Origin of the sequence: Paenarthrobacter sp. NPDC056912 (assembly GCF_042786555.1) — a bacterium.
Classification (GTDB): Bacteria; Actinomycetota; Actinomycetes; order Actinomycetales; family Micrococcaceae; genus Arthrobacter.
The window spans coordinates 58,613-76,906 of the sequence record NZ_JBHUCD010000026.1; the positions used below are offsets into that span (position 1 = coordinate 58,613).

The following is an 18,294-nucleotide window of genomic DNA, read 5'->3' on the forward strand; positions in this document are numbered from 1 at the left end:
ACCGAGGTACCGGAGGTGGCGCCGGCTGTGGGGATCCCTGCTGCGCAGGCCCCTGTCTCTGGGTCTGCCAGCGGGGCTCTCACTATGGGAAGTGGCTATCAGCCGGTTGTTCAGGCTGCCCGTGTGACGCCGTCCGTGGCGCCGCAGGTCTTGGCCAATACCGGTTCCGAAGGTGTTGCCGCTGCTCTTGTCCTCAGTGCTGGAGCTGTGGTTGTCGGTGGCGGCCTGCTTGCTGTCGGGCGCCGTCGTAAGGGACGCCATGCCCTGTCCTAGAAGCGCGCTACTGGAAGTGACCTTCCAGTAGGAAGTTCATGGCCTAGTTCCCAGGACCGTCACGGTGGTGGGAACAAGGCCATTTGCGTGTGCTCCCTTCACGCAGGCCCAGACGAACTGTGCCCATCGCGGCCTGGGCCCGGTTGAAGAGAGTAAGGAACACGAAATTGAGTACACGACCATCGGAGCGGGATCCCGGGGAGTTCTCCAGGAACGACGCTTTAGCGAAGGCCGGCTCTCGCCGGATCTCGGCTGGACCAGGCGCGGCCAAACGTACCGGGGCGTTGGCTTTGGCGACGACCATCGCGTTCAGCGGTGTTGGGGCCGTGGCTGTGCCGGCGCTCCTGGCTGTGGCGTCGGCCCCTGCTGCGCATGCAGATGAGCCCGGGACACGTTTGCATGGTGTCCTTGTCCAGGTTCCCCCTGCCGGGGCTTTCGGGGATTGGGGTATGTGGTTGGGAAGTACGTTGGTGCCGAACACTAACGGCAGCGGTTATTGCTTCGAGATGGGTGAGGACGCACGCTTCATCCCTGGTGTGGAAGGCACGGCGGCCATTGATTGGCTGAACGTGGCCATCACCGATAACCAGGCTGATGTCAGCACCCACCCTGCCTTGTCGTATCTTGTGCACGAGGCTGCGGATCCGCGCTTCAACACGCCATGGAACGGTGTGGGTGCCCCGTACCCGAATCTGCGGGACTCCACGGATCCGCAGTTGGTGGCCATCCGTGCCCAAGCCGCGCAGATCAAGGCAGCGGCGTTGGGCAAGACCGGCCCCTACACAGGGTCAGCGGCGCTGGCCATGTCCGACAACATTCACGGCACGGTCACTAACCTGTCCTTGAAGTCCTCTACCGGTATCCAGGTCAATGGTGTGCCGATGACAGCGACACTGACCAACGCGGTCTGGGACGGTTTCGGTGCGAGCATCACCGTGAAATCCGGGGAAACCCTGCCGGCGTTCACCGCCGCAGGCACAGGCCCGGTGTCGGTGGCGTTTGAGGGTACCGGCCCGGCCGGGACGGTCACGACTTACACGATCGACGGTGGTCAGGATGTCCTGACAGGCGGTGCCACGGCCCCGTTTAGTTTCCGCTCGGCTGACGTCCAGGCAGTCCTGGATTTCCAGCCTGTGGCGACTTCCACGGCGCCGGTGTACTTGGAAGAGGACAAAGCACTTACCGATGTCCTGCACGTGAGCACCTCCACGGGAAACGCCAATGACTGGGTCTTCGCGGACGGCCACAACGTTCCCGTCGTCCTGGACGTGGACTGGTACTACAGCCCGGTTGAGCTGGCCCCCTCGGCTGCTGTGCCTGCTACTGCTGTGAAGTACGCTTCCGGCACGGTGACGGCCTCCGGTGTTGGGGATGTGACCGCTACCGCGGCTAAGAAGACTGACAAGCCGGGCTTCTACTACCCGGTGGCCTCGTTCAAGAAGGCGAACCAGCCCGAAGCCTTGCAGAAGTACTTCACTGGCGACTGGGCCGCAGGGTTCAACGACCCGGGCGAACAGACGATCGTGAAGTACCAGCCCCAGGTCAGCACGAAGGCCTCAGAAATCGACGCTGATGGCATGATTCACGACATCATCACGGTCACCGGCAACCAGGACGGCAAAGAACTCGACGTTGTCACGGACCTGACCTTGACTTCGGCCGCGCCGGTCAAGGGCGGAGTGGACGAGGCACCCGCGGACGCGAAGACCATCGGCACCGTCACGACCAAGGTCACCGGTAACGGTGTGTTCCACTCCCCGGGAGTGAAGGTTCCCTGGGAGCTGGTTGAAGCTAAGCAGGACAAGGATCCGACCAAGCCGGCGAACCTGTACTTCTCCGAGAAGATCGCAGCGACGCCGACGACGAAGGCATGGGACGGTAAGGAACTGCTGCCGGATGAGACGGTGTCTGTTGGTGTCCCGAAGGCCATCACGAAGGCCTCCGTCATCGAAAACGGCAAGGTCCATGACGTCATCGAAGTCACCGGCAACCTGCCCGGCAAGGAACTGATGGTATCCAGTGACCTGTTCCTAACTTCGGCGGCACCGGTCAAGGGCGGCACCGATAAGGCCCCGGTAGACGCGAAGCTGATCGGGTCGGTCACGACCAAGGTCACCGGCAACGGCACCTTCAACACCCCGTCGGTCGATGTCCCCTGGGAACCGATCATGAACGGCAAATGGGCCAAGGACGCGGCCGCGAATCTGTACTGGTCCGAGAAGATCGCCCCGACGGACTCCACCAAGGGATGGGACGGCAAGGAACTGCTCCCGAACGAAACAGTGCCCGTGGAGAAACCTGCGGTCAGCACCCAGGCCTCGGCGAACGGCACCGTGCCTGTGACCGTCACTGACAAGGCCACCGTGACCGGGACCGTCCCGACCGGTGAGGGTGTCAGCACCAGCTTGTGGTGGAAGCTCTACAAGTTCGGCGATGACACCACAGACTCGGTCCAGGCCGTGTGCCAGAACGATTTCTGGGCGTCCAAGGCAGCGGTCGATGTGACCAAGGCCGGGGACTACACCTCCGAAGAGACCACCCTGACGGACAAGGGCACCTACGGGTACATCGAAACCCTCGTCACGAAGTACACCGACAGCACGGGCAATGCCAAGACCGCCGTCCTGCACCAGGGCAAATGCGGGGAGAAGGAAGAGAGCGTAGTCGGTTACCCGAAGGACATTCCTCCTGCTCCGGAAAAGCCCCAGCTGCAGGTTCCGGATCAGCCGGCACCTGTCGCTTACACCGGTGAAGTCACCGCGCAGCAGGGCATCAACGCTCCGCTGCTCTTCGGCGGCGCAGCCGTCCTGGTAGCCATGCTTGCCATCGGCGGCGGTGTTTATGTTCAGCGTCGCAAGGCAGCAGCCATGAACGGCGCTGAAGACACCACTTCTGGCGCGGGCGATCTGCTCTAACCCACGACACCACCAGCACCAATGATGCGGGGCACCCGGAACCGGTAACCACCGGAGCCGGGTGCCCCGCACCGTAACCAGCGAAAGGACAAAATGATGAGCGCAAGATCAGTTCGTGCCCTCGGACAATGGAACAGCCCGCAAGCCGAACGCCTGCTCCACGGTCTGCTCGCCACTCCCCGCTACGCGATGGGAGGGCGCCCCTTACCAACATGCCCTGCTTGCGGCCAGGCCGAATGGGAGTGCCTCTGCATGAGTCTGCCGACTATCGCACCTTTCCTCGAACACACCGACCTCTCGCTCCATGCTTTGAAGGTAGGACTTTTCCGATGACAGCGGCAGCTCATCACGCGGATGCAGTCTCACTGCTCGCGGATCTATCCGCCTCTGAACTTCAAGATTTCAAGAATGTCTACCGTCGGAGTTGCGCCGCGGCCGCTGGCGCCAACGACGCGCAGCTGGATGCGTTCTCCACGCCGGAGGAGAGCTTCAACGACCACTACCCGTTTTACCGGAAACGTCCCAATGGCAGCATGGACGTCACCTACACAGGCAAGGAAGCCCTTACGGCGCAGATCTCCCGTGACGGAACCTTACGGATCTGCTCATGAGCCCGGTACCACCGCCGGGAACTCCTGCCGGGCACCGGCAGGCCCAACGCAAAGCGCTGACACGCCGCCGTTTCCTAGCAACGACGCTTGCCCTGCTGGCCGGCGCAGCTGCAGCTGCCATCACCGCCGGATACCTCGGCGTCGGCGTACCCCCGACCTACCAGCAAGCTCCAGCGGTGGAAAAGCCCTTCACCCCAGCGGACCCGGACACCTACACCGGTGGTGACACCCCTCCTGTGCTGGGGCCGATGGAGGTCGCCGTCCCGTCCCTGAACATCCGGGCGGTCCTGGTCGACGTTGGCCTCAAAACCGGCACCAACAACATCGTCATCCCCTCTGCCGAGAAAGTCGGCCACTACACACCCGCTGCCCCGATCGGCGCAGCAACAGGAACCACCCTGCTCGCAGGGCACGTGAACAAAGGCCTCGCACCTGGCGCACTATGGAACCTCTCCAAAGCCCAGAAGGGCGCCCTCGTGTACATAACAGACCAAGTGGGCAAACAGTTCACCTACAAGATCACGTCCTCCCGCACGATCATGCGCCAACCACTCCCGGCCGATACCTACAAAATCGAAGGGACCCCCCAGCTGGTCCTGGTTACCTGCGCCGGAACCCCAGGCCCGGATGGGGAGGTCCTGAACTACGACCAAAACACCATCGTTGCTGCCACACCACTCACGGTCGGGGGTCCGCCATGAGCACGGCATGCCGGGCTACCGTACGGAAAAGAAGCGCTCGTAGCCGAGAACGTGGCCACGAGCGCTTCTTCTTTTTGCGAAGGTCTTAGCTGCAGCGGTAGACGGTCAGGGTGCCGGCTGAAAGAGGCGCGGCGGGATCGGGAGAGTATGTAGCTCCCGTCGTGTTCCCAAAAACACCGCCAACGATGCCCTGGTGCTGAATTGCGCCCTGGGCACCGTCCAGGGACGAACCATAGGCGGCGCCTTTGACGGAGCAAGCGCCCGTGACAGTAACGAAGGCGGGAGCGCCGAGCCGTGCCCTGGCCGCGTTGATCGTTCCCAGGTTCTGGGCGTACGTGCGGTTGTATCCGGAATTGTCGATGAAGGGGCTGACAGGGGCCGGAGCGGGCGCGGCGGCTACTGGTGCCACGGCCGGGGGTGCAGGTGCCACGGCCGGGGGTGCAGGTGCCGGTGCGGGGGGTGCAGGTGCCGGTGCGGGGGGTGCATACGCCGGCGTGCGCGGGGCTGGGGCTTGGGCTGCCTGTTCGCCGGTGGCTGGTGCTGCAGCGTTGACCTCAGCGGCCGGTTGTTCAACGGCGTCCGATGCTGGCTCTTCCTCGGTTGCCGGGCCGGTCTCTGCAGGGGCCGGTGCCTGGCCCGGAGCAATGGACGGGGCAGCTGTCGCAGGCGCCGCCGCGGAGGACTCTTCAAGCGGCACAACAGGCAAGGGCTCCAAAGACTTGGCTACTTCGACCGCAGCAACTGGCTGCTGTGACTGACTGTTGGCGACGGCCACCCCTACACCCCATACTCCCGCACCGGCCACGCACAGTGCCGCGACGCTGGCGGCTACTTTCACTCGGACCTGCTGTGAACGGACTTTGTCTTTCAGTCCTTCGAGCAGGGGGCTCGACTGGTTCTTCATTGGTTCTTCTCGTTTCTTGTTCGGTTCGGGAGGGCTTACGGGCATCGCCCTGGATCACGACGGGAGTGGCTGTGGGGCCGAGTCAGTGCAGTATGGGTGCGTTCTCGCGGCTTGGTTTGGTAGGGAGATTCTCGATTTTGTCTGGTCGGAATCCTGTCCAGTGATCGTTTCCGTGGAAAACGACTGGGGCTTTCATGTAGCCGAGGGCTTTGACCATCTGGGCTGCTTCGGGGTCGTGTTCAACGTTGATGACGCTGTAGCTGATGCCCTTCTTGTCTAAAGCGCGGTAGGTGGCATCGCATTGGACGCATTTGGTGGTGGAGTAGACGGTCACCGGTTCTGGTTCGGTGTCGTGGTTCTGGGTGTGTGTCATGGTGCTCCTTCTCTGGTGGTTGCTGGTTAGTGGGTTGCTGCGGTGTAGGCGTAGGCGAAGAGAGGGACCAGAGAGGTGAGTATTGCCAGGGTGGTGGAGAGCATCACGGCTTTGTTCTTGGTTTTGATGCTCACGTAGATCCCGAGTCCGGTTCCGAGCATTCCGGCGATCCAGTTCACGCCAACGAGGCTGACCAGCGTCAGAGCAAGTCTCGGGCTGTGGTCAGGGAACGAAATGGTGGCCAGGTAGCAAATGGCTCCGGCGCCCCAGGTGCCGGGGCATAGCCAGCCTGCAATGAGTGCGATCTTGGTGCGCTTGGGCATCTTCATGGTGTGGTCCTTTCGATGAGGTGGGGGCACCTGGTGGTTGTCGCGTGCCGTTGAGGCACCGGGCAGGTTATGAACCTGTCCGTTATTGCCCGGGTCGTGCACCGGCCAGAGGCTCCACAGCCAGGCGTGGGCGGGGGACCGTGGAATAGATAGGCGCAGTGACGAAGGAACGAAGACGGTTTATGCCGCGAAAGCCCCCGTCCGGGACTTGTGTGGAGGGGACGGTGCGCAAGCCGGAACGCGACTGCGTGTAGGGATCTGTCGGCCGGCTTGCCGGACGTCCTTTCGTTCTCCGTGTCATGTTCGACTCCTGTCGTGGGTGCTCTTAGAAGTTGGGAATGCCTGATTGATGTGGAAGAGCACGCAAGGAGCGGTTTGTATGGGTCTGCGGTCATGGTTGAAGAATCCGAAAGAGGCGTTTGTCGCCCGGCAGGCGAGGTTGTTTGAGCGGCGCAAGAGGTTCCGTTTCAATGAGGACGGGACGCGGCCGGCCAAATATTGGGTCGCGCTTGTCGGTTGCTGCGTTGTTCTGCTGGGTTTGGCGGCGGTTTTCATCTGGGCAGCCGGGGCCGCGCATGGACCTGAATCTGGGCCTGTCTCGCCGGTTCCGACCGTGACGGGCCCGGTTGAAGCGGCGCCTGGCTCTCCGAGTCCGGTTGTGACGACGATGGCCCCGTCCGCGCCTGCGGTCGCCGATAGGCCCCCGGTTGGTGTGCTCACGGATCCGGGTGCCTTCGGTCAGGCAGTCGCCAAGGAATGGGCGTTGACGGACTACAAGTGGCACTACACCGATGTGGTTAAGCGATCGGTGATGGAGCTTGGTGACGGCGGCGGCGCTGATTTGCGCGGGTACATCAGTAAGATTGCCCCGCCCAGCGATGGGAAGTGCCAGAACCGCACGGAGCATCCGATCCCTTGCTTTTCCGGGGCTTGGCGGACCTTCGCCACGGTCAATTCGGGGTGGGTGGCAAAAACTGTTAAGGTCCAGCCAGGTACCGGCACCCGGTCCGCGGTTGCCGTCGAAGGCGTCCGCACGGTGTGCACCAACACGTCAGCTGGTCCGGGTGCCACACGGGGGGCTAGTCCTGCTTTTCAGGATCTTGCTGCGGTGATCGGTCAGGACAAGCGGGGTTGCTTCGATGAGCCGATTTCCATGACCATCGCCGTCCAGTGCGAAAAGGCTCCCGTCGGTTGCTGGATCAATGATCTGACGTCCTGGAAGGTGGGGGCGATGGTCCCTGGTAGCGCACGTCTTGATGGCGCTGGGGTGTTGGCACCTGCTTTCGCGCAGACCGAAGTGCCCGCGTGGGAACAGTAGCCGCTCGATGAAGAAGCTCGTCGCGGGGATCCTCGCGTTGGTTCTCGCCACACCCTTGCTGCTGGTTGGGATGGTGGTGACAATCATGCCGTCGTGGGCGGCACCTGAAGACGGCAGTGGAGGAGGTCGTTCGGGCAGCAGCTGTGTGATCGTCCCGGCGACGGGGGGAGTCGCTGCCAGCGCAACAGGGGGCAATACCCCGAAGGAGTGGCAGGCCTACGTCCATGAAGCCGCTGCCGAGTCCGGTTTGCCGGCCGGGATCCTGGCCGCTCAACTTGAGGCTGAGTCCGGGTGGAATCCACGGGCCGTCAGCCCGGTAGGGGCGCAGGGGTTAGCGCAGTTCATGCCTGCGACCTGGTCCTCGTACGGAAATGGCGGGGACCCCTTCAATCCCAGGGATGCCATCGCCGCGCAGGGCCGGTACATGGGGGCATTGTTCAACCAGCTCAAGGGTCTTGCTGCGCAGACCGGGGGAGACCCTGTGGCGTTCGCTCTGGCCGGGTATAACGCCGGACCTGGGGCAGTGGAGAAATTTCGGGGAGTCCCGCCGTTTGGTGAGACCCAGAACTATGTGGCCAAGATCAAGGCTAAAGCGGGATCAGGGGATTGGACGGGGTCCTGCAAGGCCACGGCATCCCCGGGTGGCACCCAGGACATTTACCCGCACAAGGATGCACCGTTTTGCAATACGACACCGTGCGCGCCGGGGACAGCTAACCCGGAGAGCGGGATGTATTACCGGGAGTGCGTGGATTGGGTGATCTACAAACTCAATTACGACATCGGTTCAAGGGCCCCGCCCTATAAGTGGACTAACGCCAACCTGCTCAACGGGCAGGGGATGGCGTATCAGTGGAGGAATCAGTGGCAGGCCCATGGTTGGCCGGTGTCCGCTACGCCCGTCGTCGGCGCGGTGGCGTGGTTCGATATCAGCCCGTTGTCACCGATGGGCCATGTGGCCACCGTCGCGGCCGTGAACGCTGACGCGACGGTCCTTCTGGAGGAATACAACCGGTTACCCAACGACCACAGCTACGGGCAGTTCACCATGCCGGCGACGCAAGTTAGTGCCTTCCTGTACCCGCCGCCGGCCTGAGCATGAAAGCGACAAAGATGAAGAACGACTCGACAATGATCGAACATTCCGGGCAGGCCTCGGATGGTGGCCATGACCGGTTCCTCCGGCAATCACGGATCCTGTCCCAGCTACAGCACGAGCTCACCGAGCCCGTGCCGGAAGACCAGAAGGCCAACACGGAGCCGGACACACTGGAGACCCAAGAGCAAGAAGTACCACTCGCCAGTTCAGCCAAGCCTGCCAGTGCCAAGGTTCTGTGGCTGGTGGTGGCCGGGGTCGTTGCCGCCGCGGCTCTGGCAATTGGCGTCGTCGTCACGTCTACCCCATCAGAACCAGCTCCGGTGGCTCCGGCGGTCGCCAGTTCCTCATCGCCTTCGTCGACTTCCGCGTCGACGCCCAGGCAGACAGTATCGCCGAGGACGAAGCCCCTCCCTTCGATGGTCAACAAGGTTCCCCCTTCGATCACCGGTGCGGCGGCGGGGAAGGTCGTGAGTGTTGATTTCGGCAGCTGGGACCCGATGCCTACGACTGCGAACATCCAGTGGTTCGTAGATGGAGCGCCTGTGGAGGGAGCAAACCAGCGGAGCTTCACTCTTCGAGCCGGTGACAAGGGCAAGGAAGTGCATGTCCGGATAAAGGTCAAGCGTTCCGGCTTTGAACCGGTGGAAATATCCAGCGCGCGGGTAAAAGTCCCTTAGCCTCGCGTGCTCCCTTGAGGTGGCTGTCCGGATCTCCCGGACAGCCACCTTTTTGCTTTCCACGAGAGGACAACACGATGTCACCGCATGCCAAAATGCTCGATTCAGTCACTGCTTTGATTCCGCCGAAGGATGTCATCACAGTGCCCGCGCCGGATCCGACGAAACTTCCCGGATGGAATTCGTTTCTTGAACTGCTTTCGGGTGGCATGGGATGGGGAATTGGGCTTGCCGTGGCCGCCATTGCCGGTGGCGGCGCTCTGTGGGGCGTCGCCAAGTTCAAAACCGAGAACAGCAAGCACGAGAAGTTGGGTCTGGCTCTGGCTATCGGCGGCGTGGTAGGTGCCATCCTCGTCGGCGCGGCGCCGACGCTGGCGAACTGGGCCTACGAAATCGGCAGGAACTGGAAGTAACCACCATGCGGATACCCGCCTTCAACCCTCTGGACCCGGTGGGGTCCTCCATCGAAGACTTCTTCAAGCTGATCGGCAAGGGCCTAGGCGACGCCATCACGGCCGTGTGGGATTTCATGCTGCACAGTTCCTCACCCCAGTTCACCAACCAAGGCGTTCTGAGCGTCTACAGCCTCTCTTTTGCGATCGGGATCGCGATCGCTTTGGGACTGTTCCTGGTACAGGTGTTAACGGCGTTCTTCAAGGGTGGGGCTGAAGAGCAGGCCCGGGCAGTTCTTGGTCTCCTTGCTGCGGTGTTCATACCTTTCATCCTGTATAGCTCTGTTGCTGATCTGGACAAGCTCTCGGCGACCTTGGCTTCGGACATCATGAAGGCGACTGCGGCCGAGAATCAGGCCGGTGCCGGGGCGGCTACAGTCGCCGGCGGTGCCTTGTTCGCAGCGGTCTTCGGTACTTTGCTGGCCATGGGGGCCGCTGGCGTGATCATCTGCGGGGTATTCCTGCTGGTTGCGCTGGGCGCGGTCCTCGGAGTGTGGATGATGCTTCAATTCCGATCCGTTTCAATGTACTTCGGGACGGTCATGGCTCCGTGGGCGATGGCCGGGTTGCCCTTTAAGCCGACACGTAGGTGGACGGGCCGATGGGCTACAGCCATGGGCACATTGTTGATGGTCACTCCCGTGACCGCGCTGGTGATGTCCCTTGGAGGTGCGTTGCTTGCCAACTCTTTTAACACCGCATGCCCTGGCGCATTAGAGGGGGGCAAGTGTGACAACCCTGATGTGTGGCAGATGATCGGGGTCGTGATTCAGGCCTGCATCATCCTGGTCATCGCGTGCGTGGTGCCGATGATGGTGTGGAAGATGCTCCATTTCGTTGGTGGGGAAGTCAGCGCCGCCGTGGAAAACCACGGCGGCGCTGCGTTCCAGAAAGCGGCCGACGCGGTCAAGAACCCTTCCGGAGTATGGGAGAACCTTCGGGAGCGCTTTGGCGGTGCCGGAGACGGTGGAGGACCTGAAGGCGGCGATTCCGGTGGGACGGGCCAAAACGGTCGGCCAGGGAACAACGCAGAGGTCAACCCGGATGATCTTCCCAGCGTCAATGGCGGCCCGGAGGGGAACGACCAGGATCCGACCGAACAAACCCCAGTGCCGGGATCGCCTCTGACGTCGCCGGAAGGTGGTCGAGAAGGTCAAGGCTTTGGGGGTGCCGGGCCCGGGGCAACGGGCGCGGGGCATAGCGGCGGGCCGGGGCTGACAGGTGGCAGCGGGGAGGATGGCGGCCTTGGTGAGGATGGAGCTGTTGGCGGCGGTGTGCAGGGAGGAAGTTCCGGTGGGCAGGGCGAGTTGCCCTCGGCTGGCACTTCTTCTTCGGCGGTTGGCACTGCGGGAAAGGCGGTCGTGCTGTGAGTTCGAATCAGGTTGAGTCGTACAGGGCCACGTTCAGCGGTTTGAGTCGGGCGGGGGTTTTGCTTGGTCTCTCCGTGGGTCAGATCGGTTTCCTGTTTGCGGGTGTTCTTGCTGTGTTGATTCCTGCCCTTCCGGGGTTCGGGAACGTGGTGAGCGCAGTGGCGGCTGTCATCTTGTTTTTCTTCGGTATGTGGATGGCGTGGTTGTGCTTTGCCCAACGTTCAGGACGGGCGCTGGTGGTGGCCGTCATTGCTTTGGTTCTGGCTTCACCACTGTGTGGGGTTTTCCGGTGGCCCTTGATCGCGGGGGTTTTTCTTGTGATGGGTGTGGGCCGGATAGAGCGGCAGGCGCTGACGATCATGGTGCCGGTTTGGGTTCAATTTCAAAGGAAAGTGATTATGCGACAGAACCGTTTTCAGCGAAAGCTGGCTCCACTTCTCAGCGATGGGTCGTTGAATCTGCCTGGTCGTGGCGCTGCCCTTAAGCGGCTGATCGATCCTGAGCTTGGATGCGCCTACGTTCTGAATCCGCATGACAACACGTTGTCTGCGGTTTTACGGGTCAGTCATGAAGGCGTGGAGAACATCGAGCCCTTTGAGCGTGATGTGCGCTCAGCCAGGTGGGGGAAGTTGCTGGCTTCGGCTAAGGCAAACCGTATTGCCACCATCCAGTCGATGGTGCGCGTAACGCCTGATTCGGGTCGTGCTGTGCAGGAATGGTTTGAGCAGCGCTCCGTTCCCGGAGATTCCCTGGCGCGCCGTATCTACAGTGTTGGTGTTGCCCAAGCCGGCCCAACTGGCAGCGGGCGCGACTCTCTGATTGCTGTAACCCTGGACTTGGGGTTGGCCAGTAAGGAAATCAACAGCAAGGGCGGCGGGTTTGAGGGTGCTGCGCAGGTAATGCGGACGCAGTTGAGCTGGTGCGAGAAGCAGTCCGGCGACGCTGGGCTCACTCCTGCGGGTTGGCTGGACTCAGAAGGGCTTGCCCTGGTCATTCGGCAGGCGTACGATCCGACCGCTGCTGTGCGGCTTGAAATGTCGGATCGGCTGGGCCGGGACATCGAGATGGCCGGGCCTGTCGCCGAGTTTGAACACACCACTTACGTGGAGACGGAGTCGGGGTTCCATCGGGTCTTTTGGATTGATGAGTGGCCGGAAAACTATGTCAGTTCGACGTTCATGGAACCGTTGGTGAACATCTCCAATCTCGCCTTGACGGTCACTGTCCTTCACCACCCGGTGAAGAAGGAACGAAGTCTGCGCAGAATCCGCTTCCAACGGGGTGCGGTACAGGGTACGAAGGAGAATCGTGCGCGGCGCGGTCGGCTCTCCAACGCCGATGATGACCAGGAAGATACCCAGGCGCAGCGACGGGACCGGCAGATCGCCGGTGGCCATCGTGAAAGCGACTACATCGGTTTGGTCGCGGTGTCGGCACCCACGCTTGAAGCTTTGGAAGAGTCATCATCGACCGTGGTGGAAGCTTCTCCTGTGGGCATGCGGCTGCTCAAATGGCAGCAGTCCCAGGCTTTTCAGATGGCAGCGCTGCCCTTGGGTAAGAAGTTCGTCAGGGGAGGCCAGTCATGAGTTGGGAGGCTGTCCGCGGTGTTTCCACCCTCGTCACTGCTGATGCCGAGGACCGAAGGGCACGTCGCCGGCGGCTCAGGTTGGAAGCTAAAGCTTTGGAGCAGTTGGCTGTTGACCATGAAGAGGCTAAGACGAAGACCGCATCAAGCGCGTGGAAGAATTCCACCGTTCCTGCTGCTGGTCGCGCCGAGCCGTGGTCGGGGCGGTCCCGCCGGAGGCTCAGTATCCGGCACCATACGGAGACCTCGCATTCGCTTGGAACAGCGAACCTGTTCCTTGGTGACACTGGAACCGCCGGGCGCGGGATGCTTGTTGGGAAGTCCGGCGGCGCGGCATGGTCGTTTGATCCGTGGGATTTGGCGTCCCAGCGGGTGGTTTCGAATTCAAGTGTGCTTGTTCTGGGGGAACAGAATCATGCCAAGAGCGCACTCGTGCAGTCATTGGCTCTTAGGGGGCAGGTTTTTGGCTACAAGAGCTTCATTCCTTCGGATTCTCGTGGGGAATGGACCCCGATGGTTCAGGCGTTGGGCGGGAAGGTGCTCAGGCTGGAGCCTGGCGGCAGGCAGCGACTGAACTTCCTTGCCGCCCCGCACAAGCCGGCGTCCGTTAGCGCTGAGGACTGGTTCCCCCGGATCCGTGCCGAACGCATCAAGGCATTGGGGATGGTCGCCGGTGCGATGATAGGCCGCCTGGCGAACTCCACTGAGAAAACTAGTCTCACCTCGGCCCTGGATATGGAGGTCTCAGTCACCGCGGAAGGAGAGGAACCGCTGATTCAGGGAGTGGTCGCTCGTTTGATTGACCTCAAGGATCCCGCCTTGAAAGAACTCATCGATGGTCTTCGCAGGGTGTGCCCTGGAGGGGATCTGGCAGGGATGTTCGACGGGCCTTCCACGGACGTGCCAGACGCTGCGACTCCGATCATGAGCATTGACCTGTCTGCGTTCCTGGGGGACGACGCCACGATGGAGATCGTAATGGCGTGCGGGCTGGCGTGGTTCTCGTCGTGGGCGTCAGACCCGGACGTCGGCAAACACTGGACGTTCTGGGAGGAAGCCTGGCGTCCCCTCCGCTGCCTGGCCATCGTCGAGTTCATGGAGAAGCGGCTGAGGCTGGCCAAAATCTATGGCGAAGTCAACGTCATCATCAGCCACCACCTCGGTGACGGCGACGTGGCCGGCGACGAAGGAAGTAAATTGCGTGGTCTGGCCACTAAAGTGTTCCAGCTCTGCGGGATCCGTGTGCTGTACAAGCAAAAGCCTGACCAGCACGTCCGCCTCGCACAAGACCTGAAGATCAGCCAGACGGTCCTTAACAGGATCCAGAACCATCCCCCAGGTGTGGGGACATGGTTGATCGGCGGCCTGCAACCACGAACAGTCCGCCACGAATACTGGACCCGCGAGGAGCACCGCTTCTTCAAGAAGGACGCCGCGATGACTGGCTAGACGAGTCTGGTTTGTAAAGGGCTGCACCTCTGAGGTGCAGCCCTTTTTCGTGCCGTTCGGTGCTCTCTTAGCTGGAGAGACGCACACCACGGGCTAGCCCGAAATATGAGGAGGAAATGTTGCCTGAAGACCGGGTCCTGGAGATTGTGCCGGGCCAAAGACACCTGGAGCTCGTGGAGTTGCCAGCGGCCGTGCTTGCCCAGTTCGACGTCGAAGAGATCCTCCCGCGAGGCCTGGTGATGCGGTGGTCCAGCATCGGCAGGATCAACATCGGAGCGGCCTGGATCTGTGCCTCCCTCGACAGCAGCGCTGTACCTACAGGAACGGCTCTAATCACCAGGCCTGCAGGGCTCAGCTCAATGGACGTCCAAGTGAGTCGGGACATTCTGGCCCGTACGACGGACGCCGGTACCCGCAAGCTTCGGGAATCGCTGGCCGCAGCCAGGGGAGTGGACGTATTCACCGGACATATCGGCCAGCTGACTTGGGATGACCTGATGAGCCAGTGGGAAAACATGCCGGCATTCGCCGGCAACTAGGAAGGAAGATCATGGCAGAGAAGAAGATCATCTATGGTGACGTCGTTTCCGATGTCACCATCAAGCAAGGTGAGAACGGTTTGGAAGCCTCGTTTCAGCTTGTCTCCGAGCGCCTGCGGATGAGCGAAGGGCGTTGGGTCAGCGATGGCAAAGACCACCGTTGGGTTAATGTGACCGGCAAGCAGGCCGAGATTGCCCGGGATCACTGGGGCAAGGGCGCGGCTGTGGCCGTCTACGGCAACATTCACGGCTATGAAGACAAGGGCAATGTCCAGCGCGAGCGGATCTATGCGGATGCTGTGTTCCCCAGGCTCACGGACGAGCAGTGGCAGCTTGAGCGGATCTCTCGGACACACGAGCGGGCCGAACCGTCTGTTACTGAAGCCCTTGCGGAGAGAGAAGAACCTTTGCCGTCGTCGTTCGATCGGGAGCAGGAAGCGGCAAAGGCTCTGCGATTCGCTGCGGGGATGCGGGCTGCCGGGGTAGGTGCAAAGGATCGAGAGCACCATGAACAGGGGCAGGGAGACGATTTGAAGTTGGATGTAAGAAGGCATCTGGATGTGCTGAGGCTGGATGTGAAAGGCCATGAACCGGAGTCGAACAATCTCCGGTACGAGAGGGCCCGGGACGTGGTCATGGACTTCGACCGACGATCTGACAGGGCCTACGCAGCTGCGGGGCCCTTCTCGGAGCCATACCTGGAACAGCCGCTCGGCGCGCAGCTTCTGGTCAAGCACCTAGGCGATATCGCGAAAGTTGCCGCCGATGCCCGCTTCGAGGATTACGTTGCCAAGGAGCTTGGACTTTCTCCGTATGAGCAGAAGCAGTGGAACGGGGACGAAGAACAAACCGGGCGGGTCTTTCCGGCGGACACGGCTGAAGGCCGGGAAAGGATTCAGGAAGTGACGGCCGGGATACGACAGAGCCTGGACGAGGAACTCCAGGCAGGCATCAGATCGCGAGAAGTGAACGTTCCTCCGCAACCTGGCCGTTCCCCGGCCCCTAGTTTCCATCACGGCAGATAGCGCGGCGGGCTATTGGAACAAGCCTTCCAATAGCCCGCCCGTTTCTATTCAGGGCGCCGGTCCGAAAGGGCCGGCGCCCTTGGTGTACACAGCAGAGAAAGACAACGGCAATGAGTGAAAGTTCTTCAAACGGCCCCAGCCCGAAAGTGGTTCTGGGGGTGGTCCTCACTGTGGGCGGGCTAATGACGTGCGGGGCTGCAGCGTCGTCCATCGTCGGGCTGGCCACCAATCATCCACCAGCAAGTGGACCGTGGTCCACGCACCGGCTCCTGGCGGCTGTCCCCGATCCGGTGTCTGCTTTCGGTTTGGCGTCTGGTACGGCGGTGGGATTTTGGATTTTGTTCGGCGTTTTCGCTGTGTCCGGTTTCATCGCTGCGGTCCTGGCTTGGGACAAATTCAGTAAACGCGGGAGCAAGGACGAACGGACAGACAAGCGCAAAGGTCTGGGCGGGCGCAAGGAAGCCAAGGCTCTTGGTGATAAAGCCGTACTCGCGCAAGCGTCCTTTCTTCGCCCTGACCTGGACGCCAAGGAAGTTAGGGTCACTGACGTCGCCATTGAATTGGGCAAGGTGCGGGGAGTTCCTGTCTACGCTCATGCCCGCGACACGGTGGGAATCGAAGGCGTGCCGGGCATGGGCAAGGGCTTCTATTTCGTGAACAACGCCATCATTAAGGCTCCGGGGGCTGTGTTGACCACGATGACGGGCAGGCCAGACAACCTCGCCCTGACGTTCAAAGAGAGAGGGAAGGACGGGCGTCCGGTTGCGGTCTTGGATTTGGAGGACTTAACGCTTGGTGTTCCGGGCGGGACCAAGTGGTCGCTGACCGAAGGGTGTGAAGATCACGAGGTGGCTGATAAGCGGGCTGCGGGCTTGGCCGGTTCTGATGGTTCGGAATCTGAAGGATCGGCAAAATTCTTCTCGGCGATGACTCAGAAAGTTCTTAAGGTCATGTTGCACGCCACTGCGTTTTTGCCGGATGGAGTGGAACACCTGCGCCGGTGGACGGTATCCACGTCGGCGGCGTCGGGTGCTGTTAGCACTATCCGGAAGGCCGGAAAGCTCGCTCATCAGGACTTCGCTGATGAGCTTGAAGGACTCCTGGCGGGCGATGCCGGCCCTACTCTCCAGAACATATGGCTGGACCTGCAAAAGACCACGGGGTGGCTTTCCTCGCCCCATGTTCGGGCTGCTTTGTCACCAGCTGAGGGGGAAGGGATCGATGTGGAGGAACTGCTTGAGCGTAGTGGAACTCTGTATATTATCTGCACTCCCAATTCAGCCGCCGGGGCTGTGGCAGCGGCAGTGATCGAGGACGTGTGGCTGACTGCCCAGCGGCTGGCAGCGGTGTCGGAGAACAGCCGCTTGTCACCCCCATTGACCCCGGTGCTGGACGAACTTTCCAACTTCCCGAAGATCCCTTCGCTCCCGGAGATGCTTTCTGCCGGCGGCGGAACGGGTGTAAACACGTGGATGGTCTATCAGTCGCGGTCCCAGATGCGGAAGATTTATGGAGACGAGACTGAACAGACCTTGTACTCGTCGGCGACGGTGAAGCTTCACTTGGGTGGCAACTCCGATACGAAGGACCTTGGTTCCTTGAAGACTCTGAGCGGCATGCGAACGGAGGAGAAGGAATCGACAAGCGTCGATTCCATCGGCCGCCATTCACGTTCGTATCAGGATGATGAGAAGTCAGTGTTGACCGAGGCTGAGATCTCGCAGATCAGGCCGGGTGAGGCATGGCTTGTGAGGTCCGGGCACAAGATGATGAAGCTGCACGCTTCGACGTGGAAGGAGCTTCCCCAAGGCCCAGCTATGGAAGTAGCCAAGGCCGACATTGAAAAGCAGCGCAAGCTAGTTGCAGTGTCCCGTCGAAAGGCACGCAAGCAGCGCCGCCGCGACGTGGCCGAATTCCGGCACCTTCAGACGCTTCAACAGGCTGAGGCGGGTACGGATGTTGATCCTTCAACGCTGCCGTCCAGCGCTGTCGTTCTCCCTGCCGGCACGCTTCGGGGTGAGGCGCGAACTGATGCCCGCCCTGCGGTGCCCTCTAGTGCCGTTGAAGCTCCTCGGGGTCTGCCCACCGGGTTGGTCCGTTCGGCCGCGGAGCGTCCGGCGGCGCCGGAACAAAAGCCCAAAGGCGTGGAGGATGTCTCGGACGAAATGCTGGAGAGCATTCTGGGGAGCGGCACGTGAGGGCCCGGCAAACGGGGCAGCCAACTTCCCTTCGCGAGACTGTACGCCGACGCAGATACAAAGCGTGGATGACCTCGGAGCAGTGGCTGCAGTTGAGAGTGGCTTGGTTTCTGACGTTCAGGGAACGAAAAGGCCGTGAACCTCAGTGTGCCGTGTGTGATAAGCCTCTGACGCTCCGGTCCGCGCATTTGCATCACGTGGCCTACGACCGCTTTGGGGGTAAGGAGCGATTCGAAGACCTCATGCCTTTCTGCCCCGCAGATCACGAGCTCCTCCACGGCGTCTTTGACCGCTCCTCCGGGTATCAGCGTATGAGTCGCCGCGCGGCCACCCTTCAGCTTGTATCCAGGCTGAGGCGTCTTCGTTCGAGTGCGCCGGCAACGAATGACCATGGATGACGTACTGGTCAGCACCAATAGGCTGATGCCTATCCGGGCACTTGTGCAGCGGCGGGGGGGGGGAGTTTAGGAAGACCC

The 18,294-nt window shown here is 61.6% G+C and carries 18 protein-coding genes; 15 read left to right on the top strand and 3 right to left on the bottom strand.

What is annotated here, in order from left to right:
- The 4 genes from ACFRJ9_RS21710 to ACFRJ9_RS21725 all read left to right on the top strand — a co-directional run.
- Positions 1–273: LPXTG cell wall anchor domain-containing protein (locus ACFRJ9_RS21710; RefSeq protein ID WP_377672388.1), on the top strand; the 273-nt coding region annotated here is incomplete at its 5' end.
- A 167-nt stretch (positions 274–440) separates the two neighbouring features.
- On the top strand, positions 441–3,188 hold the full coding sequence (locus ACFRJ9_RS21715; protein ID WP_377672391.1) for a hypothetical protein: 2,748 nt from the start codon (positions 441–443) through the stop codon (positions 3,186–3,188).
- 329 nt (positions 3,189–3,517) lie between these two features.
- On the top strand, positions 3,518–3,799 hold the full coding sequence (locus tag ACFRJ9_RS21720; protein WP_377672393.1) for a hypothetical protein: 282 nt from the start codon (positions 3,518–3,520) through the stop codon (positions 3,797–3,799).
- Positions 3,796–4,500: a class F sortase gene (locus ACFRJ9_RS21725; protein WP_377672395.1), complete on the top strand. Its 705-nt coding sequence runs from the start codon at positions 3,796–3,798 to the stop codon at positions 4,498–4,500. The genes ACFRJ9_RS21720 and ACFRJ9_RS21725 overlap by 4 nt, the downstream gene beginning before the upstream one ends.
- 85 nt (positions 4,501–4,585) lie before the next feature.
- On the opposite strand, the gene ACFRJ9_RS21730 is transcribed toward ACFRJ9_RS21725, so the two are convergent.
- The 3 genes from ACFRJ9_RS21730 to ACFRJ9_RS21740 form a co-directional block, all read right to left on the bottom strand.
- Positions 4,586–5,404, bottom strand: coding sequence for a hypothetical protein (locus tag ACFRJ9_RS21730; RefSeq protein WP_377672397.1), 819 nt, complete (start codon positions 5,402–5,404; stop codon positions 4,586–4,588).
- A gap of 82 nt (positions 5,405–5,486) precedes the next feature.
- Positions 5,487–5,777 carry a glutaredoxin-like protein NrdH gene (gene nrdH, locus ACFRJ9_RS21735; protein ID WP_377672399.1) on the bottom strand — a complete coding sequence of 97 codons (291 nt, stop codon included), beginning with the start codon at positions 5,775–5,777 and terminating at the stop codon, positions 5,487–5,489.
- 26 nt (positions 5,778–5,803) lie between these two features.
- Positions 5,804–6,106, bottom strand: a complete 303-nt coding sequence (locus ACFRJ9_RS21740; RefSeq protein WP_377672402.1) for a hypothetical protein — start codon at positions 6,104–6,106, stop codon at positions 5,804–5,806.
- A 658-nt stretch (positions 6,107–6,764) separates the two neighbouring features.
- Here ACFRJ9_RS21740 and ACFRJ9_RS21745 point away from each other — a divergent pair.
- The 11 genes from ACFRJ9_RS21745 (at position 6,765) to ACFRJ9_RS21795 (ending at position 18,216) form a co-directional block, all read left to right on the top strand.
- The gene (locus ACFRJ9_RS21745) at positions 6,765–7,424 is read left to right on the top strand and encodes a hypothetical protein (RefSeq protein ID WP_377672404.1); all 660 of its coding nucleotides are present in this window, start codon (positions 6,765–6,767) and stop codon (positions 7,422–7,424) included.
- A gap of 7 nt (positions 7,425–7,431) precedes the next feature.
- Positions 7,432–8,520: a transglycosylase SLT domain-containing protein gene (locus ACFRJ9_RS21750; RefSeq protein ID WP_377672406.1), complete on the top strand. Its 1,089-nt coding sequence runs from the start codon at positions 7,432–7,434 to the stop codon at positions 8,518–8,520.
- A gap of 17 nt (positions 8,521–8,537) precedes the next feature.
- Positions 8,538–9,200: a hypothetical protein gene (locus tag ACFRJ9_RS21755; protein WP_377672409.1), complete on the top strand. Its 663-nt coding sequence runs from the start codon at positions 8,538–8,540 to the stop codon at positions 9,198–9,200.
- Positions 9,201–9,277: 77 nt separating this feature from the next.
- Positions 9,278–9,613, top strand: coding sequence for a hypothetical protein (locus ACFRJ9_RS21760; protein ID WP_377672412.1), 336 nt, complete (start codon positions 9,278–9,280; stop codon positions 9,611–9,613).
- A 5-nt stretch (positions 9,614–9,618) separates the two neighbouring features.
- The gene (locus tag ACFRJ9_RS21765; RefSeq protein WP_377672414.1) at positions 9,619–11,022 is read left to right on the top strand and encodes a hypothetical protein; all 1,404 of its coding nucleotides are present in this window, start codon (positions 9,619–9,621) and stop codon (positions 11,020–11,022) included.
- A 74-nt stretch (positions 11,023–11,096) separates the two neighbouring features.
- Positions 11,097–12,608, top strand: a complete 1,512-nt coding sequence (locus ACFRJ9_RS21770) for an SCO6880 family protein (protein ID WP_377672416.1) — start codon at positions 11,097–11,099, stop codon at positions 12,606–12,608.
- Positions 12,605–14,056, top strand: a complete 1,452-nt coding sequence (locus ACFRJ9_RS21775; protein ID WP_377672418.1) for a hypothetical protein — start codon at positions 12,605–12,607, stop codon at positions 14,054–14,056. The genes ACFRJ9_RS21770 and ACFRJ9_RS21775 overlap by 4 nt, the downstream gene beginning before the upstream one ends.
- 116 nt (positions 14,057–14,172) lie before the next feature.
- Positions 14,173–14,595: a hypothetical protein gene (locus tag ACFRJ9_RS21780; RefSeq protein WP_377672421.1), complete on the top strand. Its 423-nt coding sequence runs from the start codon at positions 14,173–14,175 to the stop codon at positions 14,593–14,595.
- An 11-nt stretch (positions 14,596–14,606) separates the two neighbouring features.
- The gene (locus tag ACFRJ9_RS21785) at positions 14,607–15,620 is read left to right on the top strand and encodes a single-stranded DNA-binding protein (protein ID WP_377672423.1); all 1,014 of its coding nucleotides are present in this window, start codon (positions 14,607–14,609) and stop codon (positions 15,618–15,620) included.
- A gap of 110 nt (positions 15,621–15,730) precedes the next feature.
- Positions 15,731–17,818 carry a type IV secretory system conjugative DNA transfer family protein gene (locus ACFRJ9_RS21790; protein WP_377672425.1) on the top strand — a complete coding sequence of 696 codons (2,088 nt, stop codon included), beginning with the start codon at positions 15,731–15,733 and terminating at the stop codon, positions 17,816–17,818.
- 68 nt (positions 17,819–17,886) lie between these two features.
- Positions 17,887–18,216 carry an HNH endonuclease signature motif containing protein gene (locus ACFRJ9_RS21795; protein ID WP_377672427.1) on the top strand — a complete coding sequence of 110 codons (330 nt, stop codon included), beginning with the start codon at positions 17,887–17,889 and terminating at the stop codon, positions 18,214–18,216.
- Positions 18,217–18,294: the final 78 nt, after the last annotated feature.

What these genes read in the sequence shown, in the direction of transcription:
- ACFRJ9_RS21720 (WP_377672393.1), top strand. Translation starts at nt 3,518, where the DNA reads ATGACAGCGGCAGCTCATCACGCGGATGCAGTCTCACTGCTCGCGGAT.
- ACFRJ9_RS21725 (WP_377672395.1), top strand. Translation starts at nt 3,796, where the DNA reads ATGAGCCCGGTACCACCGCCGGGAACTCCTGCCGGGCACCGGCAGGCC.
- ACFRJ9_RS21730 (WP_377672397.1), bottom strand. Translation starts at nt 5,404, where the DNA reads ATGAAGAACCAGTCGAGCCCCCTGCTCGAAGGACTGAAAGACAAAGTC.
- nrdH (WP_377672399.1), bottom strand. Translation starts at nt 5,777, where the DNA reads ATGACACACACCCAGAACCACGACACCGAACCAGAACCGGTGACCGTC.
- ACFRJ9_RS21740 (WP_377672402.1), bottom strand. Translation starts at nt 6,106, where the DNA reads ATGAAGATGCCCAAGCGCACCAAGATCGCACTCATTGCAGGCTGGCTA.
- ACFRJ9_RS21750 (WP_377672406.1), top strand. Translation starts at nt 7,432, where the DNA reads ATGAAGAAGCTCGTCGCGGGGATCCTCGCGTTGGTTCTCGCCACACCC.
- ACFRJ9_RS21755 (WP_377672409.1), top strand. Translation starts at nt 8,538, where the DNA reads ATGAAGAACGACTCGACAATGATCGAACATTCCGGGCAGGCCTCGGAT.
- ACFRJ9_RS21760 (WP_377672412.1), top strand. Translation starts at nt 9,278, where the DNA reads ATGTCACCGCATGCCAAAATGCTCGATTCAGTCACTGCTTTGATTCCG.
- ACFRJ9_RS21765 (WP_377672414.1), top strand. Translation starts at nt 9,619, where the DNA reads ATGCGGATACCCGCCTTCAACCCTCTGGACCCGGTGGGGTCCTCCATC.
- ACFRJ9_RS21775 (WP_377672418.1), top strand. Translation starts at nt 12,605, where the DNA reads ATGAGTTGGGAGGCTGTCCGCGGTGTTTCCACCCTCGTCACTGCTGAT.
- ACFRJ9_RS21780 (WP_377672421.1), top strand. Translation starts at nt 14,173, where the DNA reads ATGTTGCCTGAAGACCGGGTCCTGGAGATTGTGCCGGGCCAAAGACAC.
- ACFRJ9_RS21785 (WP_377672423.1), top strand. Translation starts at nt 14,607, where the DNA reads ATGGCAGAGAAGAAGATCATCTATGGTGACGTCGTTTCCGATGTCACC.
- ACFRJ9_RS21790 (WP_377672425.1), top strand. Translation starts at nt 15,731, where the DNA reads ATGAGTGAAAGTTCTTCAAACGGCCCCAGCCCGAAAGTGGTTCTGGGG.
- ACFRJ9_RS21795 (WP_377672427.1), top strand. Translation starts at nt 17,887, where the DNA reads ATGACCTCGGAGCAGTGGCTGCAGTTGAGAGTGGCTTGGTTTCTGACG.